The sequence below is a fragment of the Streptomyces sp. Ncost-T10-10d genome (genome assembly GCF_900091955.1).
Classification (GTDB): domain Bacteria; phylum Actinomycetota; class Actinomycetes; order Streptomycetales; family Streptomycetaceae; genus Streptomyces.
On the sequence record NZ_FMDF01000224.1, the window covers coordinates 20618 to 36929 of the forward strand.

Below are 16312 nucleotides of genomic sequence, written 5' to 3' on the forward strand. Positions count from 1 at the left end.
CCGGCGCCCGAGGTTCAGACCGGTAGGCGCCGGAACAGCGGGCGCGGTACATGCCGCAGTGCCGACATCACCACACGCAGTGACCCCGGCACCCACACCGTCTCCGAACGCCGCCGCAGCCCCGTCACGATTGCCGTCGCGACCGCATCCGGAGTCGTCGCGAGAGGCGATGCCTCCAGCGGTGCAGCGGCGAACCGTGCCGCGGTGAGCCGCGGCGTCGCGGGCCGGGCCGCCGTTTCCGGTCGTACGACGCCGGGGCGTACGACCATCACATGCACCCCCGTGCCGTACAGCGCGTCCCCCAGCCCCTGGGTGAACGCGTCCAGGCCCGCCTTGCTGGACCCGTAGATGAAGTCGGCACGGCGGACGCGTTCGCCGGCCACCGAGGACAGCACCACCAGCGAGCCGTGCCCCTGCGCCTGGAGCGCTCCGGCGCACACCAGCCCGGCGGAGACGGCCCCCGTGTAATTCGTCCGGGCGACCCGGACCGCGGAGAGCGGCTCCTCCTCGTCACGCTCCTGGTCGCCCGCGATCCCGAAGGCGAGGAGCACCATGTCGATGTCGCCCTCGGCGAAGATCTTGCCGAGGGCGGTCTCGTGGGACTCGGAGTCGAGGGCGTCGAAATCGACCGTACGGACGTCGGCGCCGCGTGTGCGCAGTTCGGCGGCGGCCGACTCCAGTCCGGGCGAGGGGCGGCCGGCCAGCCAGACCGTACGGGTCCGGCGGGCGATCAGCCGGCGTGCCGTGGCGAGAGCGATCCGGGACGTTCCGCCGAGAACGAGCAGGGACTGCGGGGCACCGAAGGCGTCCTTCACGGAAACACTCCTTGCGGACGAGGGGGCGAGGGAGGGTGAGAGGGCGGGAGACCGCAGCGGTCAGAGCGACAGGCGGCGCGACAGGTCCGAGCGGAACGCCCCGTTCGGGTCCAGCTCGGCTCGCAGCGAACGGAATTCGGCCAGCCGTGGATACATCGCGGCCAGCATCTGAGGCCGCAGCCGGGAGTCCTTGGCCAGGCAGACCCGGCCGCCGGCCTCCGCCACCTCCTCGTCCAGCGAGTCCAGGAACCCGGCGAGGCCCGGCAGCGCTGCGGGCAGATCGAGGGCGAGGGCCCAGCCGGGCATCGGGAACGACAGCCAGCCCGGATCGCCTTCGCCGAACCGTTTGAGCACGGCGTGGAACGACGGGCAGCGCCGCCGGGAGATCCGGCGCACGATCCGGCGCAGCGCCTCCTCCTGTCCGTGCCCGACGACGAACTGGTACCGCACGGATCCGCCGCGCCCATGAATCCGGTTCCAGTGCGGCAGGCAGTCCAGGGGATGGAAGAACGCGGACAGCTTCTGGAGCTCGCCGACGCGGTACCTGGGGGCGCTGCGGTAGTGGAGCTCGTTGAAGAGGGCGACGGAGGTACGGCCGAGCAGCCCTTCCGGTACGAGAGCGGGTGCGACCGGCAGTTGTCCCGGGCGGAACGCGAGTGGTGTGCGCCGGGCGCGCGCCGGGAGCGCGTATCGGGGGGCATGCTCCCCTCGGGTGAGTACGGAGCGCCCTGTCGCCCGGCCGCGGGCGAGGAGATCGATCCAGGCGGCCGAATAGCGGTAGCGGTGGTCTCCGGCGGAGAGCCTGGCCAGCAGGTCGTCCAGGTCGACGGTCCGTTCGGTGTCCACCGACATCCAGGAGCTGGTGACCCGGTGGCAACGGAGCGTGGCGGAGAGGATCACACCCGTCAGACCCAGGCCACCCGTGGTGGCGTCGAAGAGATCGGTGCCGGGCCGGACCGTACGGATCTCGCCCTCGGCCGTCAGCAGCTTCAGCTCCTGGACGTGTCGCGAGAAGGAGCCGGAGAAGTGATGGTTGCGGCCGTGGATGTCGGCGCCGATCGCGCCGCCCACGGTGACATGACGGGTGGCAGGTGTGACGGGGACGAACCAGCCGAGCGGCAGCAGGACTTCCATCAGCCGGTGCAGGCTGACTCCGGCGTCGCAGACCACCAGGCCGGTCCCGGCGTCGATCGTGCGGATCCGGTTCAGCGCGGTCATGTCGAGGACGGAGCCACCCGCGTTCTGTGCGGCGTCGCCGTGGGACCGGCCGAGCCCCCGGGCGATGGAACCGCGGGGTCCGCAACCGCGTACCGTCGCCGCCGCCTCCTCGTACGTACGGGGGCGGAAGCGCAGGGCGGTCGTCGGGGCGGTACGGCCCCAGCCGGTCAGGGACACGGTGTCGACAGACATGGTGGTGACCGTATCGCCCGAGAAAACCCTTTCGAGGTATTTGTTACAACACTCACCGATATGGGTGATTGAGTAAGTGTCAGCCCGTACGGCAGCGAAGGGGGCGCCGGTTTTCCGTGCCCGGGAGGGTAGTCGTACGTCATGGACTGGCTGACAAACCTCCCCGTCATCGGGCCGATCGTCTCCCGGCTGATGGCGACGCACGCCTGGCGCTCGTACGAGACGCTGGAGCGGGTCCACTGGGCCAGGCTCGCCGCCGCGATCACCTTCATCAGCTTCCTGGCGCTCTTCCCCCTGATCGCGGTCGGTGCGGCGATCGGTGCCGCGCTGCTCTCCACCGAGCAGATCCACAAGATCGAGGACAAGATCGCCGAGCAGGTGCCGGGCATCTCCGACCAGCTCGGCATCAGCAGTCTGGTGTCCCACGCGGGCACGGTCGGGCTGGTCGCCGGTGCGCTGCTGCTCCTCACCGGCATCGGCTGGATCGGCGCGATGCGGGGCTGTCTGCGTGCCGTGTGGGGCATCGACGACGTGGACCTGGGCAATCCGGTCATCCGCAAACTCAAGGACGCCGGGCTGCTCCTCGGTCTGGGCGGGGCGGCGCTCGCGACTCTCGCCGTCTCCTCGGCCGGTTCCGTCGCCGTCGGCTGGACCGCCGGCCTGCTGGGCATCTCGGACCGGGGCGCGGGCGGCGTGGTGCTGCAGGTGGCCGCCATGGTCGTGGCGGCCCTCGCCGACTTCCTGCTGCTGCTCTATCTGCTGACGCTGCTGCCCGGCGTCGAGCCCCCACGGCGCCGGCTACTGGTCGCCGCGGCGATCGGTGCGGTCGGCTTCGAACTGCTCAAGCTGTTGCTCGGCAGCTACATGAAGGGCGTCGCGTCGAAGAGCATGTACGGCGCCTTCGGGGTGCCGGTCGCGCTGCTGCTGTGGATCAACTTCACGGCAAGGCTGCTGCTGTTCTGCGCCGCCTGGACGGCGACGCGGAACCGCAGGGACACCGAGAAGGACTCCGCGGCCGTCAGCGACGGGGAAGGCGGCGCACCAGGTCCGGCAGCGGCCAGCGCCGGTTGACCAGGAACACCCCGCCGGCCAGCAGCACCAGGGCGCCTCCGGCGATTCCCAGCGCGATCCCGACGCCCCGGCCGCCGTCGTCGGCGGCAACGGCCTCGGTGTCGTGCGAGGGGCCGTTCCTGCCCTTGTCCTCCTCGTGCGCCGCCGCGGGGCCCTTCCCGGTGCCGGTCCCGGACCCGGTATCGGCGGACTTCGGCGGCACCAGTTCGCCGACCGGGGTCACCTTGCCGCTCGCGGCGAAGCCCCAGTCGAGGAGGCCGGCGGCTTCCTTGTAGACGGCGTGGGGCTCATTGGACGACGGGTTCATGACGGTGACGAGCAGCACCTTGCCGTTGCGTTCGGCGACACCGGTGAAGGTGTTGCCCGCGTGCGTGGTGTAGCCGTTCTTGACCCCCGCGATGCCCTTGTACGGGTCGACGCCGTCCGCGCCGGTGAGCAGCCGGTTGGTGTTCTGGATCTTGAAGGTCTCGCGCTTCCCGTTCTTCTTCTTCGCGCCGGGGAAGTCCGCCTCGGCCGTCGAGCAGTACTCCCGGAAGTCCGCCTTCTGCAGCCCGCTGCGGGCGAACAGCGTCAGGTCGTACGCGCTGGAGACCTGATCGGGTGCGTCGTAACCGTCGGGCGACACCACCTTCGTGTCGAGCGCCTGCAACTCCTCGGCATGTGACTGCATGTCGGCGACGGTCTTGGGGATGCCGCCGTACATCGAGGACAGCACATGCACCGCGTCATTGCCCGAACGCAGGAACACCCCGAGCCACAGGTCGTGGACCGTATAGCTGAGGTGCTCCTTGATGCCGACCAGGCTGCTGCCCTCGCCGAGATCGGCGAGGTCCTTCTCCTGCACCGTGTACGTCCGGGTCTTGGGCTGCAGTCCGGGCATCACGGTGTCCGCGAAGAGCATTTTCAGGGTGGAGGCGGGAGGCAGCCGCCAGTGCGGGTTGTGCGCCGCGAGGACCTCGCCGTTCTCCGCGTCCGCGACGATCCAGGACCTGCCCGTGAGGTCCTTGGGCAGTACCGGGGCGCCGACCCCCAGCTTGACCTGCGTGCCGGTCCGGCCCAGCAGCTCGCCACCGACCCGGGACATACCGGCGGGTGGCTTCGGCCGGTTGGCGGAGGTGTTCTTGTCGACCGCCAATGCCGGACTGATGACAAATGTGGACAACAAGGCGGCAGAGGTGACCGTCAACGCGATCTTTTTCAGAGCAGGCACGGTCGGAAACGTACAGGGCGAAGATATGGATGCGGGTACGGATGGCTTGACCCGCCGCGCGGACCGCCGGGACAGCCCACCCCGGGCGGCTTCGCCGGAGCGCGGCGGAGATACTGGGGCCATGAAGCTCAGCCGCCCCGTCTCCTGGTTCCTGCTCGCCTTCGGGGTGTGGAGCTGGTTCATCTGGATCACTTTCGTCAAGAACCTGTGGAAGGACGGCAGTGGACTCGCCTTCGACGACGCGGGTGACCCGACTGCGTACTTCTGGGTGCATCTGCTGCTCGCCATCACGTCCTTTCTCCTGGGGACGGCCGTTGGTGTGATCGGGTTCCGCGGGGTCAGGGCCCTGCGCCGCGAAGGTGCATAACAAGCCGTACGACGAGCGGGGGAGCGCAAGTGGCAGTGGCCGGTCTCGCGGTGGCGGCAGTCGTGGTGCTCGCGCTGCTCGTCGGCGTGCACCACTATCTGTGGCGCCGCTTCGTCGGTGACACGACGGCCGAGGGCGGCGCCCTGCGCCGGACCGGCACGGTGGCCGCCTGGCTCCTGCCGCTGCTGACCATCGGCGCCCTGGTCTCCGGCCGTACGGGTGCGCCCTTCTGGCTCCAGCGGGTGCTGGCCTGGCCGGGGTACCTGTGGCTGGCCGCGCTGCTGTATCTGACGCTGGCTCTGCTGGTGGGCGAGGCGGTGCGGCCGATTCTGCGACGGGTGCTCGCGGGCCGTGCGAACGAGTCAAGCCGGGTGAACCGTCCGTCGGTGACGAAGGTGTTCACGCCCGAGGCCGCCGACGCCCCCGCAACCCCCGCAGCGGACATCCTCGTCGCCGACGCCCCCACAGCGGACACCCGCGCCGTCCCCACGCGCCGTCTGTTCGTCGCGCGGGCCGTCGGGGGCGCCGCCGCCGTCGCCGGGCTCGGCACGGTCGGCTACGGCACGTACGGCGTGCTGCGCGGGCCGCGGGTCAAGCGGATCACCGTCCCGCTCGCCAAGCTGCCCCGCTCCGCGCACGGCTTCCGTATCGCCGTCGTCAGCGACATCCACCTCGGCCCGATCCTCGGCCGCGCCCACACCCAGCGGATCGTCGACACGATCAACCGGACCCAGCCGGATCTGGTCGCCGTCGTCGGGGATCTCGTCGACGGAACCGTCGCCGACCTCGGTCCGGCCGCGGAGCCGCTCGCGCAGCTGAGTGCCCGCCAGGGCAGCTTCTTCGTCACCGGTAATCACGAGTACTACTCCGGCGCCGCCCAATGGGTTGATCATGTAAGGGAATTGGGTCTTCATCCCTTGGAGAATGCCCGGACCGAGATCGACGGATTCGATCTTGCGGGCGTCAATGACATTGCCGGGGAGAGCGAGGGGCAGGGGCCCGACTTCGATCGCGCGCTCGGTGACCGGGACCGTACCCGCGCCGCCGTCCTCCTCGCCCACCAGCCCGTCGTCATCCACGACGCCGTCGCCCACGGTGTGGACCTCCAGCTCTCCGGCCACACCCACGGCGGCCAGCTCTGGCCGGGCAATCTCATCGCAGGACTGGCCAATCCCACCGTCGCCGGGCTCGACCGCTACGGCGACACCCAGCTGTACGTCTCGCGTGGAGCGGGCGCCTGGGGGCCGCCCGTACGGGTCGGTGCACCCTCCGACATCACCGTCGTGGAGCTTGCCTCTCTGCAGGCCTGACACTCCGTCGATGGCCTGTTACAGACCTTGTTGATCGGCCCAAGGTTTCAAGTGCCGAACAAAAGGCTATGAGTCCCAGTTTTGCTCTTCCAGATGTGAAAATCGTGTGATTGGCTGTGCGCGAGCATGCGGTGATGTGCGGATCTGGGCACAACGCCGAGGTGGGGCTGGTAAGGGAGAGCACGGCAATGCGGTCGATCCGGCTACGGATTCTCGCGGTTCTCGCGGTTTTGGTCATCGCAGGCGTCGGCGCCTGGCAGCTGCTTCCCTCGGATGAGGTGAAGAAGGACCCGATCGCGGTCGGCACGACGGACGAAGTCACCTCGCTCGACCCGGCGGGTGCGTACGACGCCGGCTCCTGGGCGATGTACAGCAACATCTATCAGTCCCTCATGACGTTCAAGTCCGGGGCGATCGTCCCCGAACCCGACGCTGCCGAGAGCTGTGGGTTCATCGGTCAGAAGCTCCAGACGTACCAGTGCAAGCTGCGCGACGATCTGTTCTTCTCCAACGGCCGCAAGATCACCGCCGCCGATGTCAAGTACTCCATCGAGCGCATGATCAGGATCAAGACGGATGTCGGTCCGTCGGTGCTGTTCCCGAGCCTCAAGAACGTGGTGTCCGAGGGCCGCACCATCACTTTCAACCTCTCCTCGCGCGATGCGACCTTCCCGCAGAAGCTCGCCACGGGAGCCGGTTCGATCGTCGACCGCGAGTCGTACCCGCCGAACAAGCTCCGGGCCGGAAACACGGTGGACGGCTCGGGCCCCTACATCCTGAAGTCGTACCGGCCGGGCGTCACCGCCGAACTGGTCCCCAACCCCCGGTACACGGGTGCGCTGAGCAAGACCGGTGTCCCGGTCACCGTGCACTACTACAAGGAGTCGGACGCACTCCTGGCGGCCTGGAAGTCCGGACAGATCGATGTGACGCACCGTCAGCTGCCGCCGGCCACGCTCGCCGAGCTGAACCCCGGCGACCCCGATCTGCGCGTCACCGAGGCGGACAGCGCCGAGATCCGCAATCTCGTCTTCAACGTCCGCGCCGGCTCCCCGTTCGCCGACAAGAAGGTCCGCCAGGCCATCGCGTCGCTCGTCGACCGCGGGCCGCTGGTGACCGATATCTACAAGGGCACGGTCGAACCGCTCTACTCGCTGATCCCGCAGGGCTACATCGGGCACAGCACACCGTTCTTCGACGCCTACCCCACGCCCGACCTGGGGCGCGCCAAGAAGCTGATGGAGGAGGCCGGCGTGCAGACGCCGCTGCGCTTCACCTTCGGCTACCGCGGCGGCGACGAGGCGTATGCGAGGGAGACCGCGGAGCTGCGCCGCCAGCTGGAGGCGAGCGGCCTGTTCAAGGTCACGGTCAAGGCCGTCGACTGGCAGAAGTTCCAGAAGGAGTACGCGGCAGGGAAGTACGACGCGTACACCGTCGGCTGGCTCCCCGACTACCCGGACCCCGACACCTTCAGCCAGCCGCTGGTGGGCCACAGCAACAGCCTCCACAACGGCTACTCCAGCAAGAAGATGGACGCCCTGATCGGTGCCACGCTGCAGTACAGCGACCGCAGCCGTACCTCGGCGGACTTCAAGGAGCTCCAGGCGCTGGTCGGTGAGGATGTGCCGCTCGTGCCGCTGTGGCAGAAGAAGGACTACGTCGTCAGCACGACCGATGTCTCCGGTTCGCAGTACCTCTCGGACGGCACCGGCCTCTGGCGGCTGTGGGAACTGAAGCGGATCTGACGGTCCGTCGCGCCGGACCCGGCGCGTACGACAGGACCCGAGGGGCGGCCTCCCGGCACTGCCGGGAGGCCGCCCCTCTGCCTAGGCCCGACGCTTCGCGGCGCCGGGCAGGAACTCCTCCAGCACCCCGTGAATCTGCCGTACCAGCGGTCGCAGCGCCCGGAACCGGGAGAGCGCGATGGCGCGGGCACCGATCGGGGCGGAGCGCTCGACCAGGCGGCGGCTGCGTTCGGTGTGCTCCGTCCGGTCGTACACCCAGTAGAGCACCAGGCCCATCTGCATCAGCCACATCAACTGCGGGAGCAACTCGGCCAGTTCGGGATCGGTCTTGGCGTCGGAACCGGCCAGGCATCGCCGGTGGATGGAGATCGCCGCCTCGCGGGCCGCGACCGAATCCGCCGAGAACGGGCTGAGCGGGCTCTCCGGGTCGGCGGCGTTCTTGAAGAACTGGGCGGCGAAGCGGTGGTACGGCTCCGCCACGTCCAGCCACGTGAGCAGGACCCCGCGCATTCGCACCGCGAGGTCCTTGTCGCCGTCCAGGACCGGCTGGACCGCCGCTTCGTGCTCGGCGGCGAGCCGGTCGTAGAAGCCCTGTACGAGGTGTTCCTTGTTCGTGAAGTAGTAGTAGGCGTTCCCGACGGAGACGCCGGCCTCCTGGGCGATGGCCCGCATCGTCGTCTTGTCGTAGCCGCGTTCCTGGAAGAGCCGGAGCGCGGTTTCGAGGATGAGTGTGCGGGTCTGCTCGCTCTTGGGAGCCTTGACTTCCTTCACGTCCTTCGCTTCCTTCACCACAGTCCCGAGGGTATCCGTCCCGGTCAGTCCCCAGGTTCGGGGACCGTACAGGCACTGTCCCCGTCGCCGCACGGCGTCGCGGTCAGCGACCGGTACTTCGCGGCGGCGAGCACGGTCGCCCGGGCGAACGGGCGGCCCGCCGGGGTGGTCAGCCAGTGGGACCTGGGCCGGTGTTCGGCCAGCGCCCAGAGGCAGACGATCCATGCGTCGGTCCCGCGGTAGATCTGCCCCCGGTCGCCGATCACGGTGATCTCGTCGAGCGTCCCGGCGTGATCGAGCCCGGGGAAGCGGCGGCGCGCTTCGTCGGAGGCCGCAGGGACGAGGTCGAGCGGGACGAGTTGGCGCTGCTTCATCAGCCACTGGCGCAGATGGACGCAGAGCGGGCACTGCGCGTCGTACAGCACCGTGAGGCGTTCGACGGGCAGCCCCTGCCCGCCTGTTCCGGCCGTCATTGCGCGCTCAGGCCCTGGTGGCGGGGGCGGTCCACGGACCGTTTCCCGGACCCGTCCAGCCCTGCGGCGGTACGGGCGGGGTCTGCTCACGCTCCATCAGGCCCCTGCGGCGGATCTTGTTGAGCACATAGACGTTGCCGAGGTGCAGCACGCCGAGGACGAGCAGGACGACGCCGAGCTTCACCGACAGTGCCTCGAAGAGCCCGCGGGCGTCGGCGACGCCGTCGTCGTTCCTCAGGTAGAGGGTGACGAAGCCCAGGTTGACCAGGTAGAAGCCGACCACCAGCAGGTGGTTGACGGCATCGGCGAGTTTCTCGTTCCCGTGCAGCACATCGGCGAGGAACACCCTGCCGTTGCGGCTGAGCGTGCGCGCGACCCAGACGGTGAGCGCCACGCTGATCAGCAGGTAGATGACGTACGCGACAACAGTGAGGTCCATGCCCCACCCTCCCTTGAACGCGTTCAAAAGCTGTTGTCATGGACTGTAGACCTGTCTTTGAACATGTTCAAGCAGATGCCTCGGCGACTCGCTCCGCCTGCTTGCCGGGCACCCCGAAGCGCCGTACGCCCGGCACCGCCGCCGTCGCCAGGCAGGCGGCGCCGACCGCCACCGCGGCGACGGCCAGGGGGACTTCGGCGCCCCAGGCCGAGGCGGCGAGCGGGGCCAGGGCGTATCCGAGTGGCATCGCGCCGAGGGAGAGCAGCCAGTCGTACGAGGTCACGCGGGCCAGGGCGTGCGCGGGCACGGCGGACTGGACCGAGGTCTCCCAGACCGGGTTGAGGAAGCCGAGCCCGGCCTGCGCGATGCCGTACGCGGCGATGGTCACGACCACGGGCGCGTGGACGGCGAGGAGGCCGAGCGGGAGGGCGTACGTGGCGAGGCCCAGGTTGGCGACCAGGACCGGGCGACGGGGGTGGGCCCGGCCGGCCAGCAGGGAGCCGAGGAGCAGGCCGACCGCGCCGGTCTGGAGGAGGGCGACCCAGACTTCCTTGCCGCCCAGCTCCCGGACGAAGAGCGCCGGACCCACGGTCATCAGGACGGCCGCCGCGCCGTTCCAGACGGCGTGGGCGATCAGGCTCGTCCAGTACCAGTCGCGGCCCCTGACCTCGCTCCAGCCCTCCTTGAGATCGGTGAGCAGGGAACGCCGGGGGATGGGTACGTGCCGGACCTTCATGGCGGACAGCAGTGCCGCGCTCACCGCGAAGCTCGCGCCGTCCAGCACGAAGGCCCAGCCCGGGCCCGCGGTGAGGATCAGGGCTCCGGCGAGCGCCGGGCCGCCGAGCCGGGTCGCGCTGTTGACCACCGCCATCAGCGAGTTGGCGCGCAGCAGCCCCGACTCCGCCACGGTGCCGCGGATCAGCGGTGACACGGTCGGCATCGCGAACGCCCCGGCGGCGCCGCCGATCGCCTCGGCGAGGGCGATCTGCCAGAGCGCGGGGGAGCCGCCGAGCAGCTCCGCGCCGACGAAGAGCTGGGTCGCGCACCGCACGAGATCGGTGGTGAGCGCGACGGTGCGGGCGTTGAAGCGGTCGCCCACGACGCCGCCCAGTGGCAGCAGGAGCAGCTTGGGGATCATTGCGCATCCCAGGACCAGCGCGAGTGCTCCGGTCGATCCTGTGGCCAGATAGACGGCCAGGGAGAGGGCGGTGGGGATGGCGGAGTCGCCGAGGAGGGAGAGGGTGCGTCCGATGAAGAGCAGGCGGAAGGCGCGCGTGCGCAAGGGGTGCGGCATGCGCGCAACCTATTTCGGTTCCAAACTATTCGTCAACGAAATATCTTGTGCCGAAGCGTAGTTGGGGGCCGGGCGTACGCTTTCCCCATGGAGCGACGCGACTGGACCGACGGACATGTGGAGCGCTGGAAGCCGGTCCTTCCCCACCTCGATCCCGATGTCGAGGGCGCGGTGACCCGTATGAAGAAACTCTCCGTCCATCTGCGCCGGGTACGCGAACAGTCCCTGGTGGACTTCGACCTCGACCGCCAGGAGTTCGACACGCTCCACAAGCTGGCCGGACGCGGCGGGAAGGCGGCCCCCTCCGAGCTCGCCGCCGACCTCGACCTCGCGCCGGCCTCCGTCACCGGCCGGCTGGACGCGCTCGAACGGCGCGGCTTCGTCCGCCGCACACCCTCCACCACCGACCGCCGACGGGTCGATGTGGAACTCACCGCCGAGGGCCGCTCGACCTGGCTGGGCGCGATGGACGTTCTCGGCCATGAGGAGTACCGGCTGCTCGGCGTCCTCGACAAGGACGAACGCACGCTGCTCAACGACATGCTGCGGCGCATCATGGTGGTCGCCGAGGACCGGGGTGGCGCCGAGTGGGACTGAGGCGCGGGGTACCGGGCGCTCAGCCGGCTTCGTCGTCAGGGTCTCCGACGGCGTGATCGGCCGGCCCCGCCCGGAGTTCGTCCAGATCCTGCCCCAGGATGCGGCCGGGCGTCTCGTTCCACTGCGCACCGGGGCGCTCGGGGCTGTACAGCCGCAGGACCGATCGCCCGGTGAACTGCGGTGACCGCACAAGCTGTTCCAGGGCGACGACACAGCTGCGCCGCCACTCCCGCACCACCGTCGTCGCCAACTCCTCGGTGTCGGAGCCGGAGGGCTCGTACCGGGCGCCGGGCCGCAGATGGCGGCCCTTCACCAGGCTGAGACCGGGCGTCGTCCGCCCGTCCGGCAGCACGATGTCCCGGCCCCGGGGGCCCGGGTGGACTCGGCGAGAGCGCGGACCGGCCCGGCATACGCGTGGAGCCGGTCGCGATCCGGCGCGGCGACGGTGACGGTGTGCCGACGGCGGGCCATCCCCGCGGACCGTCAGATGCTCATGGCGCGGGCCGTGTTGAGCTGGGCCATCACCATAGGGAAGGTATCCGGGCCCATCGCCGGGATCATCGTCGAGTGGTGCCTGCCGCCGCTGGTCACCGAGACCTGGATGAAGCCGGTCGTCTGCTTCTCCTTCATCAGGAGGAAGAGCAGGCCGACCAGGCAGAGCAGCGCGAAGACGATCGCGAGCACGATCGCGACCGTCGGGATCTTCTCCTCGGTGCGCGACAGGTCCGTGGCCGTCCACACGGCGCCCTTGAGCGGCATCGTTCCGGCCGGCGTCACGATCTGGTCGTTCATGACGGTGATGTCGCCGAACGTCAGCATCGGCACACCGCCGCCGGGCAGTGCGCCCGGCTGCTGCGGGAAGCCGTAACCGGGCATGGTCGGCTGGGCCGCCTGGCCCTGCGGGTAGCCGTAACCGGGGCCGGGCTGGGCCGCGGACTCGGGCAGCTGCTGCGGGTAGCCGTAGGCCGGCGTGCCCGAGCCGGGCCGGTCATGCCCCTGGCCGTCCGCGACGGTGGGCGGATTGCCCGGCTGCTGGGGAGGCCCCCACTTGTATGAGTCGTCCGCGTACGGATTCGGATCGCTCAACGTTCCCCGCTTTCGATCAAGACTGTGTGCCCCGTGCCTTGCTGCGCCGGAGACGGCGAACCGGTGTCCGGTTCCGCATGACGGTACCGTCAAGACCCGAGCGGTGCAGCAAGAGGCCCCGTTTCCCACAGTGTTCGTGCGGAAAACGGGGCCTCGGATGCAACTGGTGCGCCGGTGGCGGTCAGAAGCGGCGCGTGATCAGCGCCCGCTTGACCTCCTGGATCGCCTTGGTGACCTCGATGCCACGCGGGCAGGCGTCCGTGCAGTTGAAGGTCGTGCGGCAACGCCACACACCGTCACGGTCGTTGAGGATCTCCAGGCGCTGCTCGCCGCCCTCGTCGCGCGAGTCGAAGATGAAGCGGTGCGCGTTGACGATCGCCGCCGGGCCGAAGTACTGGCCGTCGTTCCAGAACACCGGGCACGAGGACGTGCACGCGGCGCACAGGATGCACTTGGTCGTGTCGTCGAACCGCTCGCGGTCCTCGGCGGACTGCAGACGCTCGCGGGTCGGCTCGTTCCCCTTGGTGATGAGGAAGGGCATGACATCGCGGTACGCCTGGAAGAACGGGTCCATGTCGACCACGAGGTCCTTGAGGACCGTGAGGCCCTTGATGGCCTCGACCGTGATCGGCTTCTCCGGGTTGATGTCCTTGATCAGCGTCTTGCAGGCGAGCCTGTTCTTGCCGTTGATCCGCATCGCGTCGGAGCCGCAGATGCCGTGCGCGCAGGAGCGACGGAACGTCAGCGTGCCGTCGATGTCCCACTTGATCTTGTGAAGGGCGTCGAGAACACGCTCCTTGGGGTCGATCTCGATCTGGAAGTCCTGCCACTGGGCCTCGTCGGAGACCTCGGGGTTGAAGCGGCGGATCCGGAAGGTGACCGTGATGTACGGGGAGGCAGGGGACGCCGAGGGGCCGGTCTCCACCTTGTCCATGGTCGGGGTAGCCATCAGTACTTACGCTCCATCGGCTGGTAGCGGGTCTGGACGACCGGCTTGTAGTCGAGCCGGATCGACTCGGTGCCGTCGTCGGCGACCTCGCGGTACGCCATGGTGTGGCGCATGAAGTTGACGTCGTCGCGGTTCGGGTAGTCCTCGCGGTAGTGACCGCCGCGGGACTCCTTGCGGGCCAGCGCGGAGGTCGCCATGACCTCGGCCAGGTCGAGCAGGTTGCCCAGCTCGATGGCCTCCAGGAGGTCCGTGTTGAACCGCTTGCCCTTGTCCTGGATGGACACGTTGAGGTAGCGCTTGCGCAGCTCGGCGATCTTGTCGACGGCCGTCTTGATGGTCTGCTCGGTGCGGAACACCATCACATTGGCGTCCATGCACTCCTGCAGCTCCAGGCGGATCGTCGAGACCCGCTCGGTGCCCGTCGAGTTGCGCAGCCGCTCGATCTGCTCCTCGACCATCTGCGCCGGGTTCTCGGGAAGCTCGACGAAGTCGTTCTTCGCGGAGTACTCGGCGGCGCCGATGCCCGAACGGCGTCCGAAGACGTTGATGTCGAGCAGCGAGTTGGTGCCCAGACGGTTGGCGCCGTGCACGGAGACGCACGCGACCTCGCCGGCGGCGTACAGGCCCGGGACGACGGTGGTGTTGTCGGCCAGCACCTCGCCCTCGACGTTGGTCGGGATGCCGCCCATGGCGTAGTGCGCGGTCGGCTGGATCGGGATCGGGTCCGTGTAGGGCTCGATGCCGAGGTACGTACGCGCGAACTCGGTGATGTCCGGGAGCTTGGCGTCCAGCTGCTCCGGCGGCAGGTGCGTGAGGTCGAGGTAGACGTGGTCGCCCTCGGGACCGCAGCCGCGGCCCTCACGGATCTCCGTGTAGATGGAGCGGGAAACGACGTCACGGGACGCGAGGTCCTTCATGACGGGCGCGTACTTCTCCATGAAGCGCTCGCCGTCCTTGTTGCGGAGGATGCCGCCCTCACCACGGGCGCCCTCCGTCAGCAGGATGCCCATGCGCCAGATGCCCGTCGGGTGGAACTGGAAGAACTCCATGTCCTCCAGCGGCAGGCCGCGGCGCCAGGCGGCGGCCTGGCCGTCACCGGTCAGGGTGTGCGCGTTCGACGTCACCTTGAAGAACTTGCCGGTGCCACCGGAGGCGAAGATGATCGCCTTCGCCTGGAAGATGTGGATCTCGCCGGTCGCCAGCTCGTACGCGACGACGCCTGCGGACTTCTTGACCCCGTCCACGTCCTGGAGCAGGAGGTCCAGGACGTAGAACTCGTTGAAGAACTCCACACCCTCCTTGACGCAGTTCTGGTACAGCGTCTGGAGGATCATGTGGCCGGTGCGGTCCGAGGCGTAGCAGGACCGGCGGACCGGGGCCTCGCCGTGGTTACGGCTGTGGCCGCCGAAGCGACGCTGGTCGATCCTGCCCTCGGGCGTGCGGTTGAACGGCAGGCCCATCTTCTCCAGGTCGAGAACGGAGTCGATGGCTTCCTTCGCCAGGATCTCGGCGGCGTCCTGGTCGACCAGGTAGTCGCCGCCCTTGATCGTGTCGAAGGTGTGCCACTCCCAGTTGTCCTCTTCCACGTTGGCGAGCGCGGCGGCCATGCCGCCCTGCGCGGCGCCCGTGTGGGAGCGGGTCGGGTAGAGCTTCGTGAGCACGGCGGTACGGCTGCGCTTCGTGGACTCGATGGCCGCGCGCATACCGGCGCCGCCGGCGCCGACGATGACGGTGTCGTACTTGTGGATCTGCATGATTTCCTCTGGTCCCTCTGGCCCGGCGCCTAGCGGATGTTCGGGTCGAAGGTGAAGATCACCAGCGTGCCCAGCAGGACGGTGAACACCGTGGCGGTGTACAGCAGCATCTTCAGCCAGAAGCGGGTGTTGTCCCGTTCGGCGTAGTCGTTGATGACCGTACGGAGGCCGTTGGCGCCGTGCAGCATGGCCAGCCACAGCATCGCCAGGTCCCAGACCTGCCAGAACGGCGAGGCCCAGCGGCCCGCCACGAAGGCGAAGCCGATCTTGGAGACGCCACCGTCCAGCACCAGCTGGATCAACAGGTGGCCCAGGACCAGGACGACCAGGACGATGCCCGACAGGCGCATGAAGAGCCAGGCGTACATCTCGAAGTTGGTGCGTGAACCCTTGGGGGTCTTGCCGGTCCGCTTGCGCGGCGGCTCGATGACCGGGGCCGGGTGGTCGACGTCGTAGAGGTGGACGCCCTCGACTGAGCCGATCGCGGCGGAGGACTCGGTGGACATTGGCCTCAGCTCCCGAAGACTTCGCGTACGGCGTGGCCGAGGACGGGGTACAGGGCCCCGACCATCAGCACGACCCAGACACCCACGACGGACCAGAGCATCTGCTTCTGGTAGCGCGGGCCCTTGGCCCAGAAGTCCACGGCGACGATGCGGAGACCGTTCAGCGCGTGGAAGAGAATGGCGGCCACCAGGCCGTATTCGAGGAGCGCGACGATCGGCGTCTTGTACGTGGCCACGACGTCGTCGTAGGCCTCGGGGGAAACGCGGACGAGAGCGGTGTCCAGGACGTGTACGAACAGGAAGAAGAAAATGAGGACACCGGTGACTCGATGAGCCACCCAGGACCACATGCCTTCCCGGCCGCGGTACAGCGTTCCAGCCGGCACGGAAGAACCCTCCGGGAGCGGGGATTGGGGCCGGCCGGCTTGACTGTCGGTCTGACCCGGCCGGGTACGGTCCACCGGCCCCGGCCATCGTAGCGACGCTTTGTCGGTTCGTTCGCGCGGGGGCCTCTG

General features: G+C 69.1%; 18 protein-coding genes. 5 read left to right on the forward strand and 13 right to left on the reverse strand.

Translation table 11 applies throughout. The features are described 5' to 3' along the window. Positions 1 to 14: 14 nt before the first annotated feature. Positions 15 to 815 (reverse strand): decaprenylphospho-beta-D-erythro-pentofuranosid-2-ulose 2-reductase, encoded by an 801-nt coding sequence (locus GA0115254_RS39795; protein WP_093900132.1) that lies wholly within the window; start codon positions 813 to 815, stop codon positions 15 to 17. Between the two features lie 60 nt (positions 816 to 875). Further along, positions 876 to 2225, reverse strand: coding sequence for an FAD-binding oxidoreductase (locus GA0115254_RS39800; RefSeq protein ID WP_093900133.1), 1350 nt, complete (start codon positions 2223 to 2225; stop codon positions 876 to 878). Between the two features lie 141 nt (positions 2226 to 2366). Between GA0115254_RS39800 and GA0115254_RS39805 the strand changes: the two genes are divergently transcribed. Continuing rightward, positions 2367 to 3296, forward strand: coding sequence for a YihY/virulence factor BrkB family protein (locus GA0115254_RS39805; RefSeq protein WP_093900134.1), 930 nt, complete (start codon positions 2367 to 2369; stop codon positions 3294 to 3296). Here GA0115254_RS39805 and GA0115254_RS39810 read toward each other — a convergent pair. Next, the gene (locus tag GA0115254_RS39810) at positions 3244 to 4506 is read right to left on the reverse strand and encodes a D-alanyl-D-alanine carboxypeptidase family protein (RefSeq protein WP_256103016.1); all 1263 of its coding nucleotides are present in this window, start codon (positions 4504 to 4506) and stop codon (positions 3244 to 3246) included. The genes GA0115254_RS39805 and GA0115254_RS39810 overlap by 53 nt on opposite strands. A 121-nt stretch (positions 4507 to 4627) precedes the next feature. Between GA0115254_RS39810 and GA0115254_RS47040 the strand changes: the two genes are divergently transcribed. From GA0115254_RS47040 to GA0115254_RS39820, 3 genes are all read left to right on the forward strand, one after another. Continuing rightward, complete coding sequence (locus tag GA0115254_RS47040; RefSeq protein WP_256103017.1) at positions 4628 to 4873, forward strand: SCO4848 family membrane protein; 246 nt, start codon at positions 4628 to 4630, stop codon at positions 4871 to 4873. A 29-nt stretch (positions 4874 to 4902) separates the two neighbouring features. Then, the gene (locus GA0115254_RS39815; protein ID WP_093900136.1) at positions 4903 to 6183 is read left to right on the forward strand and encodes a metallophosphoesterase; all 1281 of its coding nucleotides are present in this window, start codon (positions 4903 to 4905) and stop codon (positions 6181 to 6183) included. Positions 6184 to 6371: 188 nt separating this feature from the next. Next, positions 6372 to 7928, forward strand: coding sequence for an ABC transporter substrate-binding protein (locus tag GA0115254_RS39820; protein ID WP_093900137.1), 1557 nt, complete (start codon positions 6372 to 6374; stop codon positions 7926 to 7928). An 81-nt stretch (positions 7929 to 8009) separates the two neighbouring features. Here GA0115254_RS39820 and GA0115254_RS39825 read toward each other — a convergent pair whose 3' ends face one another. The 4 genes from GA0115254_RS39825 to GA0115254_RS39840 all read right to left on the reverse strand — a co-directional run bounded on the left by GA0115254_RS39825 (position 8010) and on the right by GA0115254_RS39840 (position 10905). Continuing rightward, positions 8010 to 8720 (reverse strand): TetR/AcrR family transcriptional regulator, encoded by a 711-nt coding sequence (locus GA0115254_RS39825; protein WP_093900138.1) that lies wholly within the window; start codon positions 8718 to 8720, stop codon positions 8010 to 8012. Positions 8721 to 8743: 23 nt separating this feature from the next. Continuing rightward, entirely contained in the window at positions 8744 to 9172 is a 429-nt protein-coding gene (locus GA0115254_RS39830) for a thiol-disulfide oxidoreductase DCC family protein (RefSeq protein WP_093900139.1), read from the reverse strand. Between the two features lie 7 nt (positions 9173 to 9179). Further along, the gene (locus tag GA0115254_RS39835; RefSeq protein ID WP_093900140.1) at positions 9180 to 9611 is read right to left on the reverse strand and encodes a hypothetical protein; all 432 of its coding nucleotides are present in this window, start codon (positions 9609 to 9611) and stop codon (positions 9180 to 9182) included. A gap of 67 nt (positions 9612 to 9678) precedes the next feature. Then, positions 9679 to 10905: an MFS transporter gene (locus GA0115254_RS39840; RefSeq protein WP_093900141.1), complete on the reverse strand. Its 1227-nt coding sequence runs from the start codon at positions 10903 to 10905 to the stop codon at positions 9679 to 9681. An 87-nt stretch (positions 10906 to 10992) separates the two neighbouring features. Between GA0115254_RS39840 and GA0115254_RS39845 the strand changes: the two genes are divergently transcribed. Next, positions 10993 to 11502 (forward strand): MarR family winged helix-turn-helix transcriptional regulator, encoded by a 510-nt coding sequence (locus tag GA0115254_RS39845; RefSeq protein WP_093900142.1) that lies wholly within the window; start codon positions 10993 to 10995, stop codon positions 11500 to 11502. Between the two features lie 19 nt (positions 11503 to 11521). Here GA0115254_RS39845 and GA0115254_RS39850 read toward each other — a convergent pair whose 3' ends face one another. From GA0115254_RS39850 to sdhC, 6 genes are all read right to left on the reverse strand, one after another. Continuing rightward, on the reverse strand, positions 11522 to 11854 hold the full coding sequence (locus tag GA0115254_RS39850; RefSeq protein WP_093900143.1) for a hypothetical protein: 333 nt from the start codon (positions 11852 to 11854) through the stop codon (positions 11522 to 11524). Between the two features lie 131 nt (positions 11855 to 11985). Continuing rightward, entirely contained in the window at positions 11986 to 12588 is a 603-nt protein-coding gene (locus GA0115254_RS39855) for a hypothetical protein (protein WP_093900144.1), read from the reverse strand. A 181-nt stretch (positions 12589 to 12769) separates the two neighbouring features. After that, positions 12770 to 13537 (reverse strand): succinate dehydrogenase iron-sulfur subunit, encoded by a 768-nt coding sequence (locus GA0115254_RS39860; RefSeq protein ID WP_093900145.1) that lies wholly within the window; start codon positions 13535 to 13537, stop codon positions 12770 to 12772. Continuing rightward, on the reverse strand, positions 13537 to 15291 hold the full coding sequence (sdhA, locus tag GA0115254_RS39865) for a succinate dehydrogenase flavoprotein subunit (protein ID WP_093900146.1): 1755 nt from the start codon (positions 15289 to 15291) through the stop codon (positions 13537 to 13539). The genes GA0115254_RS39860 and sdhA overlap by 1 nt, the downstream gene beginning before the upstream one ends. A gap of 29 nt (positions 15292 to 15320) precedes the next feature. Continuing rightward, positions 15321 to 15797, reverse strand: a complete 477-nt coding sequence (locus GA0115254_RS39870) for a succinate dehydrogenase hydrophobic membrane anchor subunit (RefSeq protein WP_093900147.1) — start codon at positions 15795 to 15797, stop codon at positions 15321 to 15323. 5 nt (positions 15798 to 15802) lie between these two features. After that, positions 15803 to 16183, reverse strand: coding sequence for a succinate dehydrogenase, cytochrome b556 subunit (gene sdhC, locus GA0115254_RS39875; RefSeq protein WP_093900148.1), 381 nt, complete (start codon positions 16181 to 16183; stop codon positions 15803 to 15805). Between the last annotated feature and the right edge of the window lie 129 nt (positions 16184 to 16312).